This is a genomic window from Undibacterium sp. CY21W (assembly GCF_014284265.1).
Taxonomy (GTDB): domain Bacteria; phylum Pseudomonadota; class Gammaproteobacteria; order Burkholderiales; family Burkholderiaceae_D; genus Undibacterium; species Undibacterium aquatile.
In genome coordinates this window covers 191,584-208,817 of record NZ_JACOGE010000002.1, presented here as the reverse complement: position 1 = coordinate 208,817, position 17,234 = coordinate 191,584, and the positions used below count along the sequence as shown (strand labels likewise).

The window sequence follows — 17,234 nt, the reverse complement described above, 5'->3', positions numbered from 1 at the left end:
GATAATTCCTGTTAAATTTTTTGAGTGACGCATCAGGACGGATCAGATGCCAGAAGAAAAACTGAAAGCGGTCCGTAAGAAAGGAAAAAACAGAGTAATTTCAGTCATCCGATTGTAAAGTTGCTTAATGACAAGCCTGTGACTCCCCTCTTCAGCGTGGGGTGAATTGCAACAGTCAAAGCGGATGGCTGAGGTCAGATACTCCCGGGTGAGTGGATGGTTGTGGCGATCGTTGCGGAAATAATTGTTGAGATCGTTTCGATATTCAGTATTCCAGATGCAAGCGGTCAGCGATTGATTCCCAGCGAACGTATTTGAAGTTCTGCGGCCCATCCGGCAAACGTTTGTAGCCGTCCTGTACGACCAGCATGCCTTTGGGAAAATGTGATCCGAGATAGGCAGAACTGACTTCAATGCCATCAGTCTCCGAAGTGCCGTCGATACCAGCGCTCAGATTGGTACCGATACGGAATTTTCCTCGCAGTTGGTATGGCGGTTGCGCATTGAGCACCAGATAGCTGTTATCTCCCTGGCTTGATACCAGTAAATACGACGATTTTTTCCCCTGATACAGCGCCAGACCCTCGACATCAGCAACCAACTGCTTCCCGACCGGCATCACCAGATGTAATATCGCCGCTTGCTCCGCGTTGGCTGAGGTGACCCAGATGCCATGTTTTTCCTCGCCGATAAAAATACGTGCATGCTGATCGTCAACGACACAGCCTTCAGGTTGTGTCGCGAGTTTAAAACTCCGTACTAACTGACTGCTGAAATTTCCGTCTATGTATCTGATCCGGTATTGCTGATAACGTCCATCTTTGTCATTGACGAATGCTTCCAGTCCTCCGCTTTGCGGACGGTACAGACAAAACCCATATATTTTTTCCAGCGTGGTTGGCAGGCGTGCCGCTTCACGTACTTCGCCATCGTTTGCAATTGTGTACAACGCTAGGCTGTTGTCATCGCGTTGTGTTGCCAGCGCGAGATCGAAACGCTGCTGTTCATCGGTGCTTTCGAAGTGGATGTTCTGGCGTACATCAACATTGTTCAGGCGTCCGCTTTCCAGCAACTGCAATTGCTTTCCTTGCAGGTCATAGACCAGCAAACCTTGCTTTTTATTCGTGCCAAGAATGCGTGACTGCGCCGGGTCTGAGGGGTGTACCCAAATCGCCGGATCATCAGCCGCGTCGCCGTAGCGGGCGACAACCTCAGTTTGTGCATCGGCTGCAATAATGATGCTGTTATCGTTTGTCGCTGGTGTTTTTTTCCAGGAAATGGTGTGCATCTGCCAAGCCTTGGTTGTACTGTTTTTTCTCAGTAAAAGAGGAAACTCAGATGAGGTTGTCGTTGTAATTTTCTTCGTTGAGGTCGCCCGTGCCAGCTTGCTGAGATTGCTTTGTTGGAGCGGCTGAGATGCTAATTTTTCCCAATGCGTTCCTTGTTGACGGTAGCGATGCAGTTGCTGCGTTTGTTCGTCCACGATTGCGACGCCGCCCGCTAAGGCAACGATTGTCGGCGCACCTTCGGAGATTTGTACTGCGGTACGCTGTGTTTCAACAGGCCAGTGATGCAATAAATTTTCGGCATCCGCGCTGACTGCCCATACACCTGTTTCTGCGGTGCTGACATACAGGGTATGTTGGCTGTCATCGCTGCGGCAATGACGAATATGTGGCGGCAACGCAAGCCTGCGTAGCAGTTGAAAGCTGCTGCCGTAGCGTATCCATTGTTCACTGATTCCTTCTTTACCGATCAAAAATACGTGATCCTGTTGTTGCGCATCACGATACAGGCAGCTACTCTCGAGGGAAAATGCCGGCGATGGCAGTGATGGCTGGGCGAGCAATTCGCCAGTATGTGTTTCTACGATAAAAGGTAGACTGCGCTGTGTATCTGCTTCGAGCAACATCGCATAAGCGCCTTGTGGATGCGGGCGGGTATCGAGATGCTTTGCCCGCACGAGAACGCGTGCCCGTTCCGTGCCGTCGGCACTCATCAGGCGCAGGCTGTTTTTATCCAGCATCAACCAGCCGCCATCCGGCAATCTCACCAGTTCCTGTGCCCGCTGAAGTGCTACCTGCACATCTTTCGTGTATGCGTGGAGTGACGGAGCCGGCGGTGCAGCATTGCTCAACGGTGACAGTGTAAGTAAGCTAAAAGCCAGCAGCAGATGAGCTTGTAGAGAAAGAGTACGCATAAATAAAATGAAAAAATAAAAAGGAATGCCGCGTTCACAGACTGCGTAAAAGCACGGAAAGGAGATGTCTGACGAGTGCGCTGCGCGGACTTCTCCGGCGGACACACCAGGAGAAGTCCCGCCACAGAAGCCCTCAGGCATGCTGTGTTGCTGAGCCTTAAAAGACGCTGGCTTTCAGACTGACTTTATAGGTGCGTCCGTATTGTTCGTATTGCGCGTTGTATTGTGGCGACCCTTGATAAACATAGTATTTTTCATTGTTCAGGTTGGTCGCTTCAAACACTAACTGGAAGCGTTTGTTTAACTGATATGACAAAGAAAAATCGAGCTGTTTTTGGGTTTCAACGATGCGATCCTGATCCGCCCGCAGAATATCGGAGCCGAGTTCCAGCAGATACGGTGACTTGTAATTCAACGCGAGGCGCGTACTGACGGCGCCATGTTCATAGCCCAGCATCAGATTCATCACGCGTTTCGACTGACCTGGAAAACGTATGCTGCGTGCCAGCGTTTTACCACTGGCAACATCGAAGCGACTGATATTGGCGTCAGAATTGGTAAACGACGCATTGGCGCCTATCAGTACATATTTCCAGGGGGCGGGTAACATGCGCAACGGTTGTGAATACGCGAGCTCTATTCCTTGAATGCTGGCCGTGTCACCGTTCGCGTATGAAGTTGCTGTCGTATAGTTTTTCCATTGACCTGTGCCAGCAAGGTTGGTTGTATAAGTGAAATTTTTAATATCTTTATGAAACAGGTAAGCGGATATGACGCCGTCGTGTTCTAACTGACGCTCGATACCCAGATCAAGATTCGATGCTTTCAAGGCCGCCAGATCTGGATTGCCTATCGTCGCTTCTGTGTTGCTGGCGAGATTGATGCCGGGTGCCAGTTGGCTGAAATTCGCACGCACCACGGCACTTGTCCAGGCAGCGCGCAAGCTGGTATGTTTGTCCAGATCATAGCGTGTATGCAGCGATGGTAACCAGTTGGTGTAGGAGCGCTCACGAGTAACAGGTTGGATGGTGCTGCCGCTGACCTGGCTTCCTGCTGCGTTAAATTTAGTACGCTCAACTCGTGCGCCGGCAAGAATATTCCAGTGACCAAAATCAAATGTATTCTGCAGATAGGCTGCATCGATATCTTCATTCAGAGTGAAGTCATTGATCGCGGACTCCAGCGCGAGTTTTGCATTCGCCCGGTTGAGTCCGGCAATACGGGCGCGGATCAGAGCTGGGCTGATAGCTGCACCAATGTTCGTAAATGGATAATCTAGCGTGCCCTGAACAAAACTGCTGAGAGAAGTAGAACCGGTACCCCAATAATTTCCGCTGGTGGTTTTGCTGCTGTTATAAGTCCATTGATCGGTATCATTGGTCTTTTCGCGACGACTGACTTTCGCGCCGAATTTTAAGGTGGATTCCAGCTGATCGAATGTCAGTTTGCGACTCATATCCAGCTGCGCATGCTGCTCGGTATCCTTTGAGTAGCGCTGCTGTAATGTGATCGCATTTAATCCATAGCTGGCTGGATCAGACAGGCTTGCAGGTGCAATCAGTTTCGGTAACTGGCTATCCGTAAATCCCACGCCGGCAAAGTTAGCTGTACCTCTGAACCGTGCATCATTAATTGATTCCGGCGTATCGTCGGTTGCACGGCTCGACGCTGCGGCGGCCTCCATTTTCCAGCCTGAGATGTGTTGCTCTGTACCTGCAACCAAAGAACTGATCTGTTGCGTATATTTACGTTGCCGCAGGCGGCGTTCTGCACGCGCAGTCGAGGTGTTGCCTTCACTGATGCTGCCACCGCTGAAATTGCTGACAGTCAGACGGTCGCGTACCTCGTCATCGCTGAAATCACTGAGAAAACTGCGCAGATAATATTGCTGCTCTCTGGATGCGCGATAATCAAGATTAAGAGCATAAGCATGGCGTTCACGTTCCGGCAGATAATCGCGGAATTCAATGCCGCCGAGCCGGTTGTTATCCCATGCTCCGCCAGTTTCTACGTTGTCTGAACCAAAACTGCGTTTCTCAGCGCTGATGCCGGCGGCAATGCCCAGTTTCCCGTCCAGAAAGCGATCAGCCCACAATGCGCCCGCATTCGGGCTGGTTTTTCCGGTTACCTGATCGTAGCTTGCTCCGGTATTCACAGTCAGCGTTTTCCCCGGCATGTCGAATGCTGTCAGCGATTTGACTTCTACTGAACCGCCGAGTGAGTTGGCATCCTGATCGGGACGCAGGGTTTTAGTTACCTCCAGTGAGCGGATCAGACCCGATGGCAGCACATCCAGTGCGACAGCACGCCGGCTCGCTTCCGGCGAAGGCACCAGTGCACCATTGATCGTCACTGCATTTAAATCTGCACCGAGACCGCGCACAACCACATAGCGGCCTTCGCCCTGATCGCGTTGTACCGACACGCCCGGCAGGCGGGCAAGTGCTTCTGCTGCATTTTTATCCGGCAGACTGCCTATGTCATCGCTGCTGATGACGCTGATGATGTTATTCGCTTTCTCTTGCGCCTCAATGGCTTTGCGCATGCTCACGCGTTGCCCGCTGATGACAACATCACTGGCAGCAGCGAGGGTGATGTCGTTCGCTTGCGCTGTGCTGATCAGGCCAAGAACGCCGATGGTGAGTGCCGACAGACGGAAGATTGCCTGTACGTCAGGATTGGAAAAGGATGTAGCAGGTCTTTGTCGGGTTCTCATTTTTTTGTCATTCATCAGTAAAAAGAATGAGCGGATTCTGGAGCCCGAATATGTCGTTTCGATGACAGGAATCAGACAGAAAGAGGCATAGTCCAGGAAACGATGCGACGACGAGGAGAAATGAGCTGAATTGACTTGCGTTGACGTTGTTAATCGCTGTCATTGCCGCTGTAACCGGGGACGGCAAAGAGTATAGAGATGAATTCGCTGTGTTTTTTGCGGTAATACCTGAGCTGTTTGCACCCCTGTTGTTTTTTGCTGCAGCAATACTGGTCATTGATTTTGATGTCATGAATTTGTCATGCAGGCCAGTTATTCTCGCGCCAGTTTTTATCCGGGGACTTGCATGCTGCACTTACATCGTAATCTGATTCTGGCGAGTATCGTCGCGCTGATCGCATTGAGTGGCTTGTACGCTTATGTCGGTGTACTCAAACCGTTCTATAAATGGCATTGGATGGATATTGTCGGTGAAGGCGGCACTGCCATCATGGCGGGTGTCTGGTTGCTGATGACGCTTAGCAGCCGGCCTAAAGGACGGGTCACGCTGCTGTTGGCGCTTGGCCTCGCCTCTATTATGTCGGGTTCCTGGGCTGATTGTATGGATGAGTTTTTTGCGATCCCCAAGGAGGATGTCTGGGATAACTGGCTGGAAGACACCCTGACTTTAGGCGGTATGCTGATTTTGACGGCGGGTATGTATTACTGGCGCATAGAGCAATTCAGTCTGAATGAACATTTACAAAAGCGTGAACGTTTATTTCGAGAACACAAACCGTACGACAGAGTGACGCAACTCAGTGATGCGGATTATCTGCGCTTGCAAATCCGTCTAGAAAAAGAAAATCACCCCTCGGCGGTTTGTTCCGTCGTCTTATTGGACATCAATTCCTTTCATCAGATTAATCGTCACTTCGGCCAGCATGAGGGCGACCGCGTGCTGCAAGCGGTCAGTCACATGCTGCTGCTGAATTTAAGAAATGAAGATGTACTGTGTCGTTATGCCGGTGATCGTTTTGCGATTGTCATGCCTGAAACGACCGTGGCAGATGCCGATGAGCTGGCAAAACATTTGTGCCACATGGTGCAGGGAATGCGTCATTTCGCAAAACGCGAGCTGGTGCGGCTTGGTTTGCGCTATACCTGCGCTGTATCAGACGGAGATGCAGACAGTCTGTTGCAGGAACTCAGCCGTGGAATTGACTGTCCCGGGACGACGCCTTCAGAACTGGCGACCGCTAGCCGCGCCTGTGCAGCATGATTGCATACCACCAGATTAGTGATGCGCATATTGCCATGCGTCAGCATCCGGCGATGCTGATCGAATTTGCCCGTAACCGGGAAGTAAGCGAAGCGCAGATATTGCTCGATACAGGCATCGATATCGCGGCAACCGAAGACGCACAAAGGATGATCAGCCCGCAGCAATATTTACGCTTACTGATGAACGTGACTAAAGCCCTGGATGCCAACGACACCAGCTTTTTAATCGGTGAGCAGATGTTGCCGGGTCATATTGACGGTGTCAGTCATGCTTTATTACACGCCGGAAGTTTGCGTGAAGCACTCGAGATATTAATTGCATACGCAACGCAACTATCGCCCTTAATGTGCCCCAGACTCAAGCGTGGTAAAGGTTGGGTTGTCGTTTACTGGATGGACAGTTATGGAGCCCCGGCACAGCGTTCGGTATTAACGGAGATGCACATGGCCGCTTTGGTCGCTATGTGTCGCTGGCTGAGTGGGGAGCGCTTGCCATGGCGCTTTTGTTTTAACCGGAGGGCGCCGCGTTACATCGAACAATATGAAGTACATCTGGGATCGGAAATGAAATTCAATTGCCACTTTGATGCCATGCTGATTGAAGAAGACATGCTCGACCGACGATGGCCGCGCGGCAATCCGGTGGCGGTTAAGCTGGCGTTGCAAGCGAGTGTCGCAGAACAAAAACAGAATACGCCCAGTTTATTAAATGCACTGTACGACTATCTTTTAAAGCACATACGCTGTGCACCGACGCTGGATCAGGCAGCACAGGAATTTTTCTGCAGCCCTGCGACGCTGAAACGCTATTTTGCAAAACACGGCACGCATTTTCAGGCGGAGTTAGACCAGGTGCGATCACATGCTGCTCTGCATTTGTTCTTAACGCAGCAAATTGACAATGAGGCGGTGGCACAGCATCTTGGCTTTCACGACGCGAATAATTTCCGTCGTTCGTTTAAGCGCTGGACCGGCCTGACACCCAGCTTAATCCGGGAAGGTATGCATGCCGATCTGGCGAAATGGATTTAAGTCGTTATGACGCCGCGTCGATTTTATTCATCCCTGCGCAGACGTTTGATGTAAATCCGTTGTTGCTGATAAGACTGAGATGTCTGCTGATCGTAAGTGTGATTTTGCTGCGGCGTTTTGAGCAGGCCGAGAAATACTCTCAGTAAAACAAACAGCACAAATAAGCTCAGTACAAATGGAATCAGACTGATCGCGAGAGCAATCGCGATACAGATGACGAAAATACGCGGCAGCGGTGTACGCAACATCGCCAGCGCACATTTCGATGCGAACTGGCGGAATTCCTGCGTTGCCTGGTGCAGGACAGAATACATATATTGTGAAAAGGCGTTCATAGTGACTTTCTTATAGCGTCTTGTTCGAGAGTAAAGTGCAAGAGATTATTGCGTGTATCAGTGTCGCTCACAACGGTAATAATTTCTCCAATTTGCCGTGACGATATTGATCGTAAAAGCTCATTACAGATCAGCGTACGCTGTGTTTGGTATGGCACATACGCTTGGTGCTTGCGAAAATGCAGTATGCGTTGCTCAATAAAAACTCCCGCATTGCGCGGGAGTGCAGAGAAAACAGAGTGACGATGCGTGTAAATGCCTCATTCAACGTCACTCAGATTTATCTGTTTTATTTATTTCCTGAGCCTAAATGTTGCAAGAAAAAGGCTTCGTATTTTTTATGCCAGGCTTTGGCTTTGATCGCACCGCCCAGCGCATGTTCTCCATCCGGGTCGAGGAAAAGATCGACCAGCGTTTCTTTCCCATTTTCCAGCAGTGCGCGATAGACGTTCACCGTGTCCTGATACAGCACGTTAGGATCTTGCATACCGTGTACCAGCAGCAGTGGTTTTTTCAACCCCGCTGTCAGCGGCAATAAAGAATACTTGCGCAGATTAGGCTTGCTGCGCTCAGTCTTGCCTATGGTGCGACCGCTGTACCAACTGTTGTAGTTTTCCCATTCGGTTGGACCAGCACCTGCAATCCCTGCAGCGAAGGTATCCGGGCTGGTGTACATCGTGTATTGGGTCTGGAAACCGCCGAAACTCCATCCTGTCAGACCGATACGATGGCCATCAACACCCAAGTTTTTTTGCATGAATTGCGCCAGATCTTCGAGGTCTTCGGTTTGCGGTTTGCCAGCCTGTTCCCAGTTTGCATCGCTGAATTTGCGACCGTAATTGGAATGTCCGCGCGGATCAACGGCAACCGTCACATAACCATTTTTTGCCGACATATACATGCCAAACATATAGGCAGTCTGCTGGAAACTGTCGGTTTCAATGATGTGTCTGTCATTCAACGGGCCGCCGTAGGTGTACACGATGGCGGGACGCAGATCGCTGGTTTTCCAGTTCGCTGGCTTGAAAACATACGCTTGTATCTGGTCGCCGTGGCGGTTTTTATAACTGAAACGTTCCGGTTGTTGTACATCAATCGCTTGCCACTGAGGATCGTGACTTTGCGTGAGGGGTGTGATTTTGCTGGTCTTCACGTCGATCAGTTTTAATTCCGGACGGTTTGACCACTGGCCTGCAACGCTGGCAAGTTTGTCGCCGCTGTCGGCAACATCGCTGGCACGATGGAAGTCGCCGGGCTGTCCCAGTGCTTTCATTTCGCCACTGGCGATATCGACTTTGTATGCATTCATTGACGCGAAGTCGTCTTTATTTGCCAGCACGAACATCGATTTACTGTCGGGTGTAAAACCGATAATCTGATGCACTTCAAAATCACCTTTCAGAATGGCTTTAGCGCTGCCGCTGCCGTTGTTGTTATCGGTACTGATGATGTAGGGCTGGCGATATCCCTGCTCGTCAAGTACCGCGATCAACTGTTTTCCGTCAGGAGTAAATTTTGGCTCCAGCACATTCACGACTTCATGACCAACATTGCCGCGACGTTCAAACACCAGTGCTGGCTTGACACCTTCTTCTGCTTTACCTACATAAATGCGCAGCAGATTTTTTTCGCGTTCCCAGGTTGAAAACGTATAGCGACTGCCATCTTTCGCCCAGCTGACTTTACTCATTTCAAACCAGACATCGCCGCCGTTGTTAGTGAATACCGGTTGTGGCTGACGGACAGATGTATCGGTCACGCGGCGAATGTACAAGGCCGTTGCCGGGATTTTACGCTTATCATCCGACACTTCGCGCGGCACTTTTTTTGCTGTCGCAAAGCGCTCGTTGTAATTCATGATTTCAACCTGACGCTCAGAAGATGGTTTCACTTTACCGGTTTCTTCGTCGACATCGGGTGCCACTGCGGAGATCGCCATCCATTGTTTATCTTCGCTCAGCACCGTGTTGGCGATGCTGTATTTTTTCTCTGCATCATCTGGATGAATCAGTTCGCGATTCAACTGACGAATCGCACTGTTGTCAAAGGCGGCACTGTAGAGACTCTTGCTATCCATGTAGATATAGCCTTTGTCATCCGCACGATAAGCGACGATGCGTTCTGCTTTGTCGGTTTGCGTCAGCCTTTCTACCTTGCCGCTGGCTGCCTGCAGACGGAATAAATCGCCGCGATACTGGAATATCAGTTCATTCTTTTTATTTGCCCAGACCAGATAATCGACACCGGGATAGAGGTCACTGGGTTTCAGTTTTTCTTTGGCGATTTTCTTTTTCAGTTCATCGCGTAATTCCCATAATTCTTTTTGTTTGTCGCTGTCTTTGTCCGCTTTACTGTCTTTTTTTTCATCCGCTTTTGCTACTGCAGTATCGGTCGTGCCACTGGTTTTTGCTGCTGCTTTCTCGGCAGCTTTTTCTTTTGCAGATTCTGCATCAGCTTCGGCTTTCTTCTTCGCATCGCGGGCTTTTTTATCGGCTAGCTCACGCTTCACTTCTTCTAAGCCAGCTTCTTCCCATTGTTGCAGATTGACTTTTTCGCCACGCAGATAAGCCGCGTGGGCTTCTGCTTTTGCCTGACGCTCGGTTTCTTCTTTTTCTTTTTGCTTCGATTTCTTCTCGAATCGATCCCACACTTCCGGTGCATCGAAAGTCTTCATCAGCGCTGGCGAAGTAATGCGGCGGGTTTCGCCCGTTTGTGTGTCGTGCACATATAAATCAGAGCCGATTTCATTAAACGGATTCCAGACGTAAGCAAGGTAACGACCATCGTGGCTGAAGCTGATCACTTTCGCAGACTGCCCGACGTAGGGCTTGGCACGAAAAACCTGTTCCAATGTCAGCTCGGCAGGGGTGACCTTAGCAATGACATTGCTGGCTGGCGCTGCATGGGCGATTTGCTGCGGTAACAGCGCTGCGCCTGAGCATGCAAGGGCAATACTGAGGGGGATAAATTTCGGAAACATAGCACTTGCCTTCATTTTTTTTATAGATTGGAACGGAGAGAACAACTGATCAGTTGTTCTTCGATGCGAAAAATACAGGATGTATCTGCGTTTTCCACATGCAAAAAGAGACACCTATTTTGCAGACGAACTGCATAGACTTGCACCTGTGGACAGAGTTCCTGGCAGTTATAACTATTTTTATCTGCTTCCTTTCATTTGGCTTGGGATGCGCGAAATTGCTGAGAATAAAAGTTATCAAAAGTTCTTGATGCTTATTGTTTTGGTGTTATAGTTAACTACAACACTAATTCATGTCGAAGTGGAGTGTGCATGTAGCGATATATCGAAGCTGAATGGATGACGGCATCGCGTTTGGTGCAGTCAATGAAAATGAGGAGGGAATATGAGTGTCAACTGGCATGATCAGTCGCCGATCTATCGGCAACTGAAGGAGAAGGTGCAAGCCATGATACTGGACGGTGTTCTGAAACCAGGCGATGCCTTGCCTTCTGTCAGACAGATTGCTGCGGATTATCAGATTAATCCGATTACGGTATCGAAGGCGTATCAGGAACTGGTCGATGAATCTTTAGTGGAAAAACGCAGGGGAATAGGTATGTATGTGACGGAAGGTGCATCAGACAAATTGCTGGCGACCGAGCGGCAGCGTTTTATCGAAGAAGAATGGCCAGCCATGCTGGGTCGCATTCGCCGTTTAGGGATAGGCGCAGATGAATTGCTGGCGCAAATGAAACGCGGCCAGACTAAAGGAGATGAATCATGAGCGTCGTGGTTTCCGCAAAAAATCTTTGTAAAAAATACGGTAAGCAGAGTGTTCTGGACAATATCAGTTTTGAGATTCCGGCTGGACGTATTGTTGGTCTGATCGGACCAAATGGTTCCGGCAAAACGACTACGCTCAAAGCCATACTTGGGCTAACGCCGTTTGACGGTGAAATGCAGGTACTGGGGCTGAATCCGCGCAGTGAGCGTGACGCATTAATGCAGGAAATCAGTTTTATTGCTGACGTGGCGATATTACCTTCGTGGCTGACCGTACGTCAGGCAATCGATTTTGTTGAGGGCGTGCATCCGAAATTCAATCGTACGAAAGCGGAGCGTTTTCTGGCAAAGACCAAATTGCAACCGCAACAGAAAGTTAAATCCATGTCGAAAGGCATGGTGGTGCAACTGCATCTGGCACTGGTGATGGCGATTGATGCAAAGCTGCTGGTGCTGGATGAACCAACGCTGGGTTTGGATATTCTCTATCGCAAACAGTTCTATCAGGATTTGTTGGAAGATTATTTTGATCAGAACAAAACCATCATTATCACCACGCACCAGGTCGAGGAAATCGAGCACGTACTCAGCGATGTCATGTTCGTCCAGGATGGGCAAATCCGCCTCTCTTCCAGTATGGAGGAACTGGAGCGTCGTTTTATCGAATTGATTGTGCGTGATGAATTTGTCGATCGTGCGCAAGCCTTGCAGCCTATCGATCAACGGAAAACATTTGGGCAGACAACGATGCTGTTCGACGGTGTTAACCGTGAACAATTGGCTCAATTTGGAGAAACCAGACAACCGAGCGTCGCCGACTTATTTGTGGCGATGATGAAGGGGGGGAAAGTATGAAAACGATGAAGTTTTTATTATTGCGGGAATGGTGGGAGAGCCGTCAGTTATTTATCCGGACGGGTTTGATCCTGATAGCTTTATCTGTCGTATCCGCAATTATTTCTGCCATCGTGATGCAAGACCCTGGCGCATCCCGTATCTTGCCTGGTGCTGTACTGACAGCCGAGCAACTGAGTAACGAAGTGGATGGCATTGCCGGACATAGCCTGGCAGGACGGATGTTTGGTTTTTGCGTTGCCATGATTTTTTTCATGTACTCGTATTTTTCCGGAGCCCTGAGTGAGGAAAGAAAAGACCGCAGTATTCTGTTCTGGAAATCTTTGCCGGTCTCTGACGCGCAAACGGTGATGGCCAAAGTGTTGTTCGGAGTGCTGGCGATTCCTCTTTTCATGTTGGTCGCTTCAATTATTTCCAATATTCTGGCGTTAAGCATCTTATGCATCGGCCATGCTTTACAAGGGCGCTGGCTGTTTTTATCGGTATTCAGTCATGCAGGACTCTGGTCGCCGGTTCTTGATGCCATAAGAGTTTTTCCGGTGTTTGTTTTGTGGTCATTACCAACGGTGGGCTGGTTGTTACTGGTCTCCAGCGTGCTGACCAAGCGGGTCGGTTTGTGGGCAGTACTGGGGCCGGTCGCCGTCTTTTTGCTGCTGGTTCTGCTCTGCAAATCGTTGAATATGACGCTCGATCCTTTTGTCTATTTGTGGCTGGGGCGCTTGTTATTTAGTCTTTTGCCATTCAGCTGGTTATTGAATGCTGAATTACTCAAGCAGCATAACGGGTTTAAAAATATACTGGATTCTATCGTGCGTTCAGCACCAACGGATAGCTGGGATACATTCCTGCATCTGAATATCTGGTGCGGAGTGCTGGTCGGTGCATTGTTCATTTACGGTGCTATCCGTATGCGGACTTACCGCGAGTGATCGTTAAAAAGGCCTGAAACACATCGGTTTCAGGCCTTTTTATTTTTTAATTTCTTATGTCAGCGTGCCGGTCTGACGACCAAGGCCACGCCTGCCAGCGCAATACTCATTCCTGCTAACGCGGTCAGGGTGAATTGCTCACCAAACATCAGCCACGCCATCGCAGCGGTGACGGCCGGTACCAGATACATATAGCTGGTGACTTTGGTTGCTTCGCCGTGCCGTATCATGATGTACAAAACGGAGATGCCGATACCGGATAGCACCAGAACAGACCATGCAAGTGCGCCGAAAAATTGTGGTGTCCACAATATAGTTTGCGTTTCCAACATCCATGCAAATGGTGCGGTAACCAGCAGCGACGCCGCAAATTGAATCACTTGCCCGGTGCGCACATCAAACGAAGGGCAGGTTTTTTTCTGATACAGCGTGCCTATCGTCATCGCAAATAAGGCCATCACGGCCAGACTGACACTGGTCAGCGACAAAGCGACGACAGAAATTTTATTCGCCACGACCAGACCCACGCCAGCGATACCGAAAGCCAGCCCCAGCCATTGTTTACCACGGATGCGTTCGCCGATGAACGGCCCCATGACCGCAGTCAGAATAGGTTGGATATTAGCGATCAGCGCCGCCACACCAGCAGGCATGCCGAGTTTGACGGCACACCAGATACCGCCGAGATACAAGGCTTGCATCAGTATGCCCGCGATGGCAATTGGTAACAGGTCTTTGCGGGCGGGCCACGGTGCACGCATGATTATGGCGAGCGTCAGCATCATAACGACCACGCCCAGATAGCGCATGCATAAAAACGTCAGCGGCTCTGCATAGGGCAGACCATACTTGGCGACCACATAACCGGACGCCCAGATAAAGATGAAAATGGCGGGCAAAGATTTCAGTAACAAGCTCTGGTTTGATTGCATACGAGATTCATTCGTTCAGGGTGGATGTTTAATGGTTTTGCGTTGTTGTCCGGGTGTTGGATGCGAGCGTCGCTACCAGATATTGGCGACCATTTTTCTATATCTTCGCATAAAGCATTTTTGGCATAGATGAAAAAAAACCTGTGATGCCGAAACATGCACAGGTTTTTTTCATCTGTTCCAACTGATGTCAGAACAGACCCGGTAACACGGTAACTTACGCCAGGTTCGCTGCAGCGAAATCCCAGTTAACCAGCGCCCAGAATGCTTCCAGATATTTTGGACGGGCATTACGGTAGTCGATGTAGTAAGCGTGTTCCCACAGATCGCAAGTGATCAGTGGTTTGTCTGTTGTTGTCAGCGGTGTCGCTGCATTCGATGTGTTGACGATATCCAATGTACCGTCAGCTTTTTTCACCAGCCATGTCCATGAAGAACCGAAGTTGCCGACAGCTGATTTATTGAAGGCTTCTTTGAATGCATCGAAAGAACCCCATTTTGCGTTGATCGCGTCAGCCAGTGCACCAGTAGGAGCGCCACCACCATTAGGTTTCAGGCCATTCCAGTAGAAAGTGTGATTCCAGATTTGCGCAGCATTGTTGAATACGCCAGCGGAAGATTTTTTAACGATTTCTTCGAGTGTGGAATTTTCGAATTCCGTACCTTTGATCAGGTTGTTCAGGTTGGTCACATAAGTCTGGTGATGTTTGCCGTAGTGATATTCCAGTGTTTCTTTGGAAATGTGCGGAGCCAGAGCGTCCAATGCATAGGGCAATGCCGGTAAGGTATGTTCCATGATGTGTCCTTTTAGTTTTCTTCAGTGGGTTCCGTTTGAACGACGAACGGGTAAAACAGCCATTGTAAGCGTTTGTGCAAAAGCTTGCAGCGCCGCCGTGTGGTTTTCCGGATTTACGTCTGCATCGACAGATAGCGTGGGCCAGTTCAGACTATGCTATCAACGTCATCGGGTCGCCTGGTTTGCTCTCATTGATCCAGACTGGTCTGGACGCTGCTGATGCCGACGTCAGCACTGCCGTTTGCCAGACGGATGTTGACCAGACTCTGCGGGTGCAACTCGTGTGTTGAACGCAGGAGTTTGCCTTTGTGGTCGCGGATAATCGCGTATCCACGATCCAGCGTGCGTTGCGGATTCAGTAATTCCAGCTGTGTTTGCAGCGCGCTTAATTGCTGGCGTTGCTGTGACAGCGCGTGGCGCTGGCATTGCTGCAAGCGATGCCGGAGTTCGTTGACTTGTGTACGTGCCGAATTCACATCAGGGCGTTGGTTTTTCAGTTGCGTGTTTAGTTGTGCCAGTGCGTGGCGCGAGCGTTGCAAGGGAATTCCGCTGCTGTAACGCAAACTTTGCAGGCAATGCTGCAATTGCTGTCGTTTTAAATTTATCGCTGCCGCCGGGCTGAGCAGGCGGCGTGAAAGCCAGTCCAGCGTCTGACTCTGGGTCGCGAGTTGTCTGTGCGTTGCTCTTTGCATGCGTTGCTGCTGCTGCTCCAACTCTGCGATCCAGTCGGCACGCGGTGTGGCCGCGAGCTCTGCGGCGGCCGTCGGCGTTGCTGCGCGCATATCGGCGGCGAAATCGGCAATCGTAAAATCGGTTTCATGGCCAATGCCCGCGATCACTGGCATGGGGCAGTTGGCGATGGTGCGCGCGACGATTTCTTCATTGAATGCCCATAAGTCTTCTATGCTGCCACCGCCGCGGCAAACCAGCAGCACATCGCATTCTTCGCGCGCGGCAGCGGTGGCTATCGCCTGCGCGATTTTGGCACCAGACCCTTCGCCTTGTACCAGCGTCGGATACAGAATGACCTGAATATGCGGCACACGACGGCGCAATGTCGTTAGCACGTCACGCAATGCGGCTGCCTGCGGGCTGGTGACGATGCCTATGGTTTTTGGAAACACCGGCAGCGGGCGTTTGCGTTCCTGATCAAATAAGCCTTCCTGGCCCAGTTGCGCCTTCAGACGTAAAAAAGCTTCATACAGGTTGCCGACTCCGGCACGACGTATCGCTTCCACGCTTAGCTGGTAATCACCGCGCGGCGCATACAGCGTCACCAGCGCCCGCACCTCGACTTTATCGCCCTCGCGCGGCTGGAAATCAGCATACTGGGCGCGCCCCCGAAACATGACGGCACGCACCTGAGCCGCGCTGTCTTTGAGGGTGAAATACCAATGTCCAGAGCTGGCGCGGGTGAAATTCGATATTTCGCCGGAAACCCAGGTCAGCGGGATATTGCGTTCCAATAATTGCGCTACGGCGCTGTTAAGCGCCGAAACACCGATGACAGCGCTTGTCGCAATTGAGTTTGAAGGGCGGGAATCAGTGTTCATGAGGCATACAATCAAAAAAGCTGTCCACAGAAGCTTGTGGCGGTCACCAGCATGTCATTACGACAGTAATAAGTCAAAAGAAATGCAAATTCTGAATATAAGTCCTTGATTTTTATTATCAATCTCCCTGCAAATAAATCAGGCAATATGAAAAAATCCTTACAAATCAATGGAGTTACAGAACGATACAAGGCTTGTGCACAAACTTATCCACAGAATAAGTGCATAAACTGTGGGTATCTTCAATGCAGTGGCGGGAAGCAGGTTTTGCTTATATTTTATGCAGAACAGTATTTCTGAATAAAATCATGGAGTTAGTGCGTTTTCTTTTCCTTTTGCACAGTCTTGTCCACAAAAAATGTGAGAAAAATGGACTTGTTCACAGAAAAACTTGCTTTGTAAGTAATTATTTCTTTGCGATCTCGTCTTTTTAGCGTGTGCTTAAAAAACAGGCTTTATAAAATAGTTGATATAAATCATGGAGTTAACATGATTCCCCAGTCTTTTTCACAATGTTGTCCACAAAAAATGTGCAAAAAGTCAGAGTTATCCTCTGCAGAGGCCGGATACTTTCGGTTTTGTAATCATAAAAAGGTAATGAACAGCCTCAAAACCTGATTTGCCCAATTTTTAAGCTGATTATATTTATCTATATAAATCAATTAATTGCAGCTCTTTTTCAGAATTCTGCACAAATTTGTCCACATAATTTGTGCAAAACAATGGAGTTGTCCACTGCGCGCACAGGCTTGCTGTTATTTTGAGCAAAATGGCTGGAAAAAAGCACTTTGCCTAAATAATTTGCAGAAGATTAATCTATTTATAAATCAGGGACTTAACTTGTTTCGCAGCGCTTGTGCACAAGCTTGTCCACATAA

At 49.6% G+C, this 17,234-nt stretch carries 12 protein-coding genes; 5 read left to right on the top strand and 7 right to left on the bottom strand.

The window, feature by feature from the left end; translation table 11 throughout:
- Positions 1 to 265: 265 nt before the first annotated feature.
- Together H8K29_RS05550 and H8K29_RS05545 are read right to left on the bottom strand one after the other, a co-directional pair.
- Entirely contained in the window at positions 266 to 2,200 is a 1,935-nt protein-coding gene (locus H8K29_RS05550) for a phytase (RefSeq protein WP_186896763.1), read from the bottom strand.
- A 157-nt stretch (positions 2,201 to 2,357) separates the two neighbouring features.
- Positions 2,358 to 4,916, bottom strand: a complete 2,559-nt coding sequence (locus H8K29_RS05545) for a TonB-dependent receptor (protein ID WP_186896762.1) — start codon at positions 4,914 to 4,916, stop codon at positions 2,358 to 2,360.
- A gap of 346 nt (positions 4,917 to 5,262) precedes the next feature.
- Here H8K29_RS05545 and H8K29_RS05540 point away from each other — a divergent pair, with 346 nt between their 5' ends.
- Both H8K29_RS05540 and H8K29_RS05535 read left to right on the top strand, forming a co-directional pair.
- Entirely contained in the window at positions 5,263 to 6,177 is a 915-nt protein-coding gene (locus tag H8K29_RS05540) for a diguanylate cyclase domain-containing protein (protein WP_186896761.1), read from the top strand.
- On the top strand, positions 6,174 to 7,211 hold the full coding sequence (locus H8K29_RS05535; RefSeq protein WP_186896760.1) for an AraC family transcriptional regulator: 1,038 nt from the start codon (positions 6,174 to 6,176) through the stop codon (positions 7,209 to 7,211). The genes H8K29_RS05540 and H8K29_RS05535 overlap by 4 nt, the downstream gene beginning before the upstream one ends.
- Before the next feature lie 23 nt (positions 7,212 to 7,234).
- Here the strand turns inward: H8K29_RS05535 and H8K29_RS05530 are convergent, their stop codons facing one another.
- Both H8K29_RS05530 and H8K29_RS05525 read right to left on the bottom strand, forming a co-directional pair.
- Complete coding sequence (locus tag H8K29_RS05530; RefSeq protein ID WP_186896759.1) at positions 7,235 to 7,546, bottom strand: hypothetical protein; 312 nt, start codon at positions 7,544 to 7,546, stop codon at positions 7,235 to 7,237.
- 289 nt (positions 7,547 to 7,835) lie between these two features.
- A complete protein-coding gene (locus H8K29_RS05525; RefSeq protein ID WP_186896758.1) occupies positions 7,836 to 10,526 on the bottom strand; it encodes a S9 family peptidase in 2,691 nt (896 codons plus the stop codon).
- Between the two features lie 385 nt (positions 10,527 to 10,911).
- Here H8K29_RS05525 and H8K29_RS05520 point away from each other — a divergent pair, with 385 nt between their 5' ends.
- From H8K29_RS05520 to H8K29_RS05510, 3 genes are read left to right on the top strand one after another with little or no spacing between them, the layout of a single operon-like run.
- Positions 10,912 to 11,292, top strand: a complete 381-nt coding sequence (locus H8K29_RS05520) for a GntR family transcriptional regulator (RefSeq protein ID WP_186896757.1) — start codon at positions 10,912 to 10,914, stop codon at positions 11,290 to 11,292.
- Positions 11,289 to 12,146, top strand: a complete 858-nt coding sequence (locus H8K29_RS05515; protein ID WP_186896756.1) for an ABC transporter ATP-binding protein — start codon at positions 11,289 to 11,291, stop codon at positions 12,144 to 12,146. Before H8K29_RS05520 ends, H8K29_RS05515 begins: the two co-directional genes overlap by 4 nt.
- Positions 12,143 to 13,075: a hypothetical protein gene (locus H8K29_RS05510; protein ID WP_186896755.1), complete on the top strand. Its 933-nt coding sequence runs from the start codon at positions 12,143 to 12,145 to the stop codon at positions 13,073 to 13,075. Before H8K29_RS05515 ends, H8K29_RS05510 begins: the two co-directional genes overlap by 4 nt.
- Positions 13,076 to 13,134: 59 nt before the next feature.
- On the opposite strand, the gene H8K29_RS05505 is transcribed toward H8K29_RS05510, so the two are convergent.
- From H8K29_RS05505 to xseA, 3 genes are all read right to left on the bottom strand, one after another.
- Positions 13,135 to 14,007 carry a DMT family transporter gene (locus H8K29_RS05505; protein ID WP_186896754.1) on the bottom strand — a complete coding sequence of 291 codons (873 nt, stop codon included), beginning with the start codon at positions 14,005 to 14,007 and terminating at the stop codon, positions 13,135 to 13,137.
- 217 nt (positions 14,008 to 14,224) lie between these two features.
- Positions 14,225 to 14,803 carry a superoxide dismutase [Fe] gene (gene sodB, locus H8K29_RS05500; RefSeq protein ID WP_186883141.1) on the bottom strand — a complete coding sequence of 193 codons (579 nt, stop codon included), beginning with the start codon at positions 14,801 to 14,803 and terminating at the stop codon, positions 14,225 to 14,227.
- 188 nt (positions 14,804 to 14,991) lie between these two features.
- Positions 14,992 to 16,356: an exodeoxyribonuclease VII large subunit gene (gene xseA, locus H8K29_RS05495; RefSeq protein WP_186896753.1), complete on the bottom strand. Its 1,365-nt coding sequence runs from the start codon at positions 16,354 to 16,356 to the stop codon at positions 14,992 to 14,994.
- Positions 16,357 to 17,234: the final 878 nt, after the last annotated feature.

Excerpts from the sequence above, each read along its gene's own strand:
- H8K29_RS05530 (WP_186896759.1), bottom strand. The coding sequence starts at position 7,546 with ATGAACGCCTTTTCACAATATATGTATTCTGTCCTGCACCAGGCAACG.
- H8K29_RS05525 (WP_186896758.1), bottom strand. The coding sequence starts at position 10,526 with ATGTTTCCGAAATTTATCCCCCTCAGTATTGCCCTTGCATGCTCAGGC.
- H8K29_RS05510 (WP_186896755.1), top strand. The coding sequence starts at position 12,143 with ATGAAAACGATGAAGTTTTTATTATTGCGGGAATGGTGGGAGAGCCGT.
- H8K29_RS05520 (WP_186896757.1), top strand. The coding sequence starts at position 10,912 with ATGAGTGTCAACTGGCATGATCAGTCGCCGATCTATCGGCAACTGAAG.
- xseA (WP_186896753.1), bottom strand. The coding sequence starts at position 16,356 with ATGAACACTGATTCCCGCCCTTCAAACTCAATTGCGACAAGCGCTGTC.
- H8K29_RS05515 (WP_186896756.1), top strand. The coding sequence starts at position 11,289 with ATGAGCGTCGTGGTTTCCGCAAAAAATCTTTGTAAAAAATACGGTAAG.
- H8K29_RS05535 (WP_186896760.1), top strand. The coding sequence starts at position 6,174 with ATGATTGCATACCACCAGATTAGTGATGCGCATATTGCCATGCGTCAG.
- H8K29_RS05545 (WP_186896762.1), bottom strand. The coding sequence starts at position 4,916 with ATGAGAACCCGACAAAGACCTGCTACATCCTTTTCCAATCCTGACGTA.
- H8K29_RS05505 (WP_186896754.1), bottom strand. The coding sequence starts at position 14,007 with ATGCAATCAAACCAGAGCTTGTTACTGAAATCTTTGCCCGCCATTTTC.
- sodB (WP_186883141.1), bottom strand. The coding sequence starts at position 14,803 with ATGGAACATACCTTACCGGCATTGCCCTATGCATTGGACGCTCTGGCT.
- H8K29_RS05550 (WP_186896763.1), bottom strand. The coding sequence starts at position 2,200 with ATGCGTACTCTTTCTCTACAAGCTCATCTGCTGCTGGCTTTTAGCTTA.
- H8K29_RS05540 (WP_186896761.1), top strand. The coding sequence starts at position 5,263 with ATGCTGCACTTACATCGTAATCTGATTCTGGCGAGTATCGTCGCGCTG.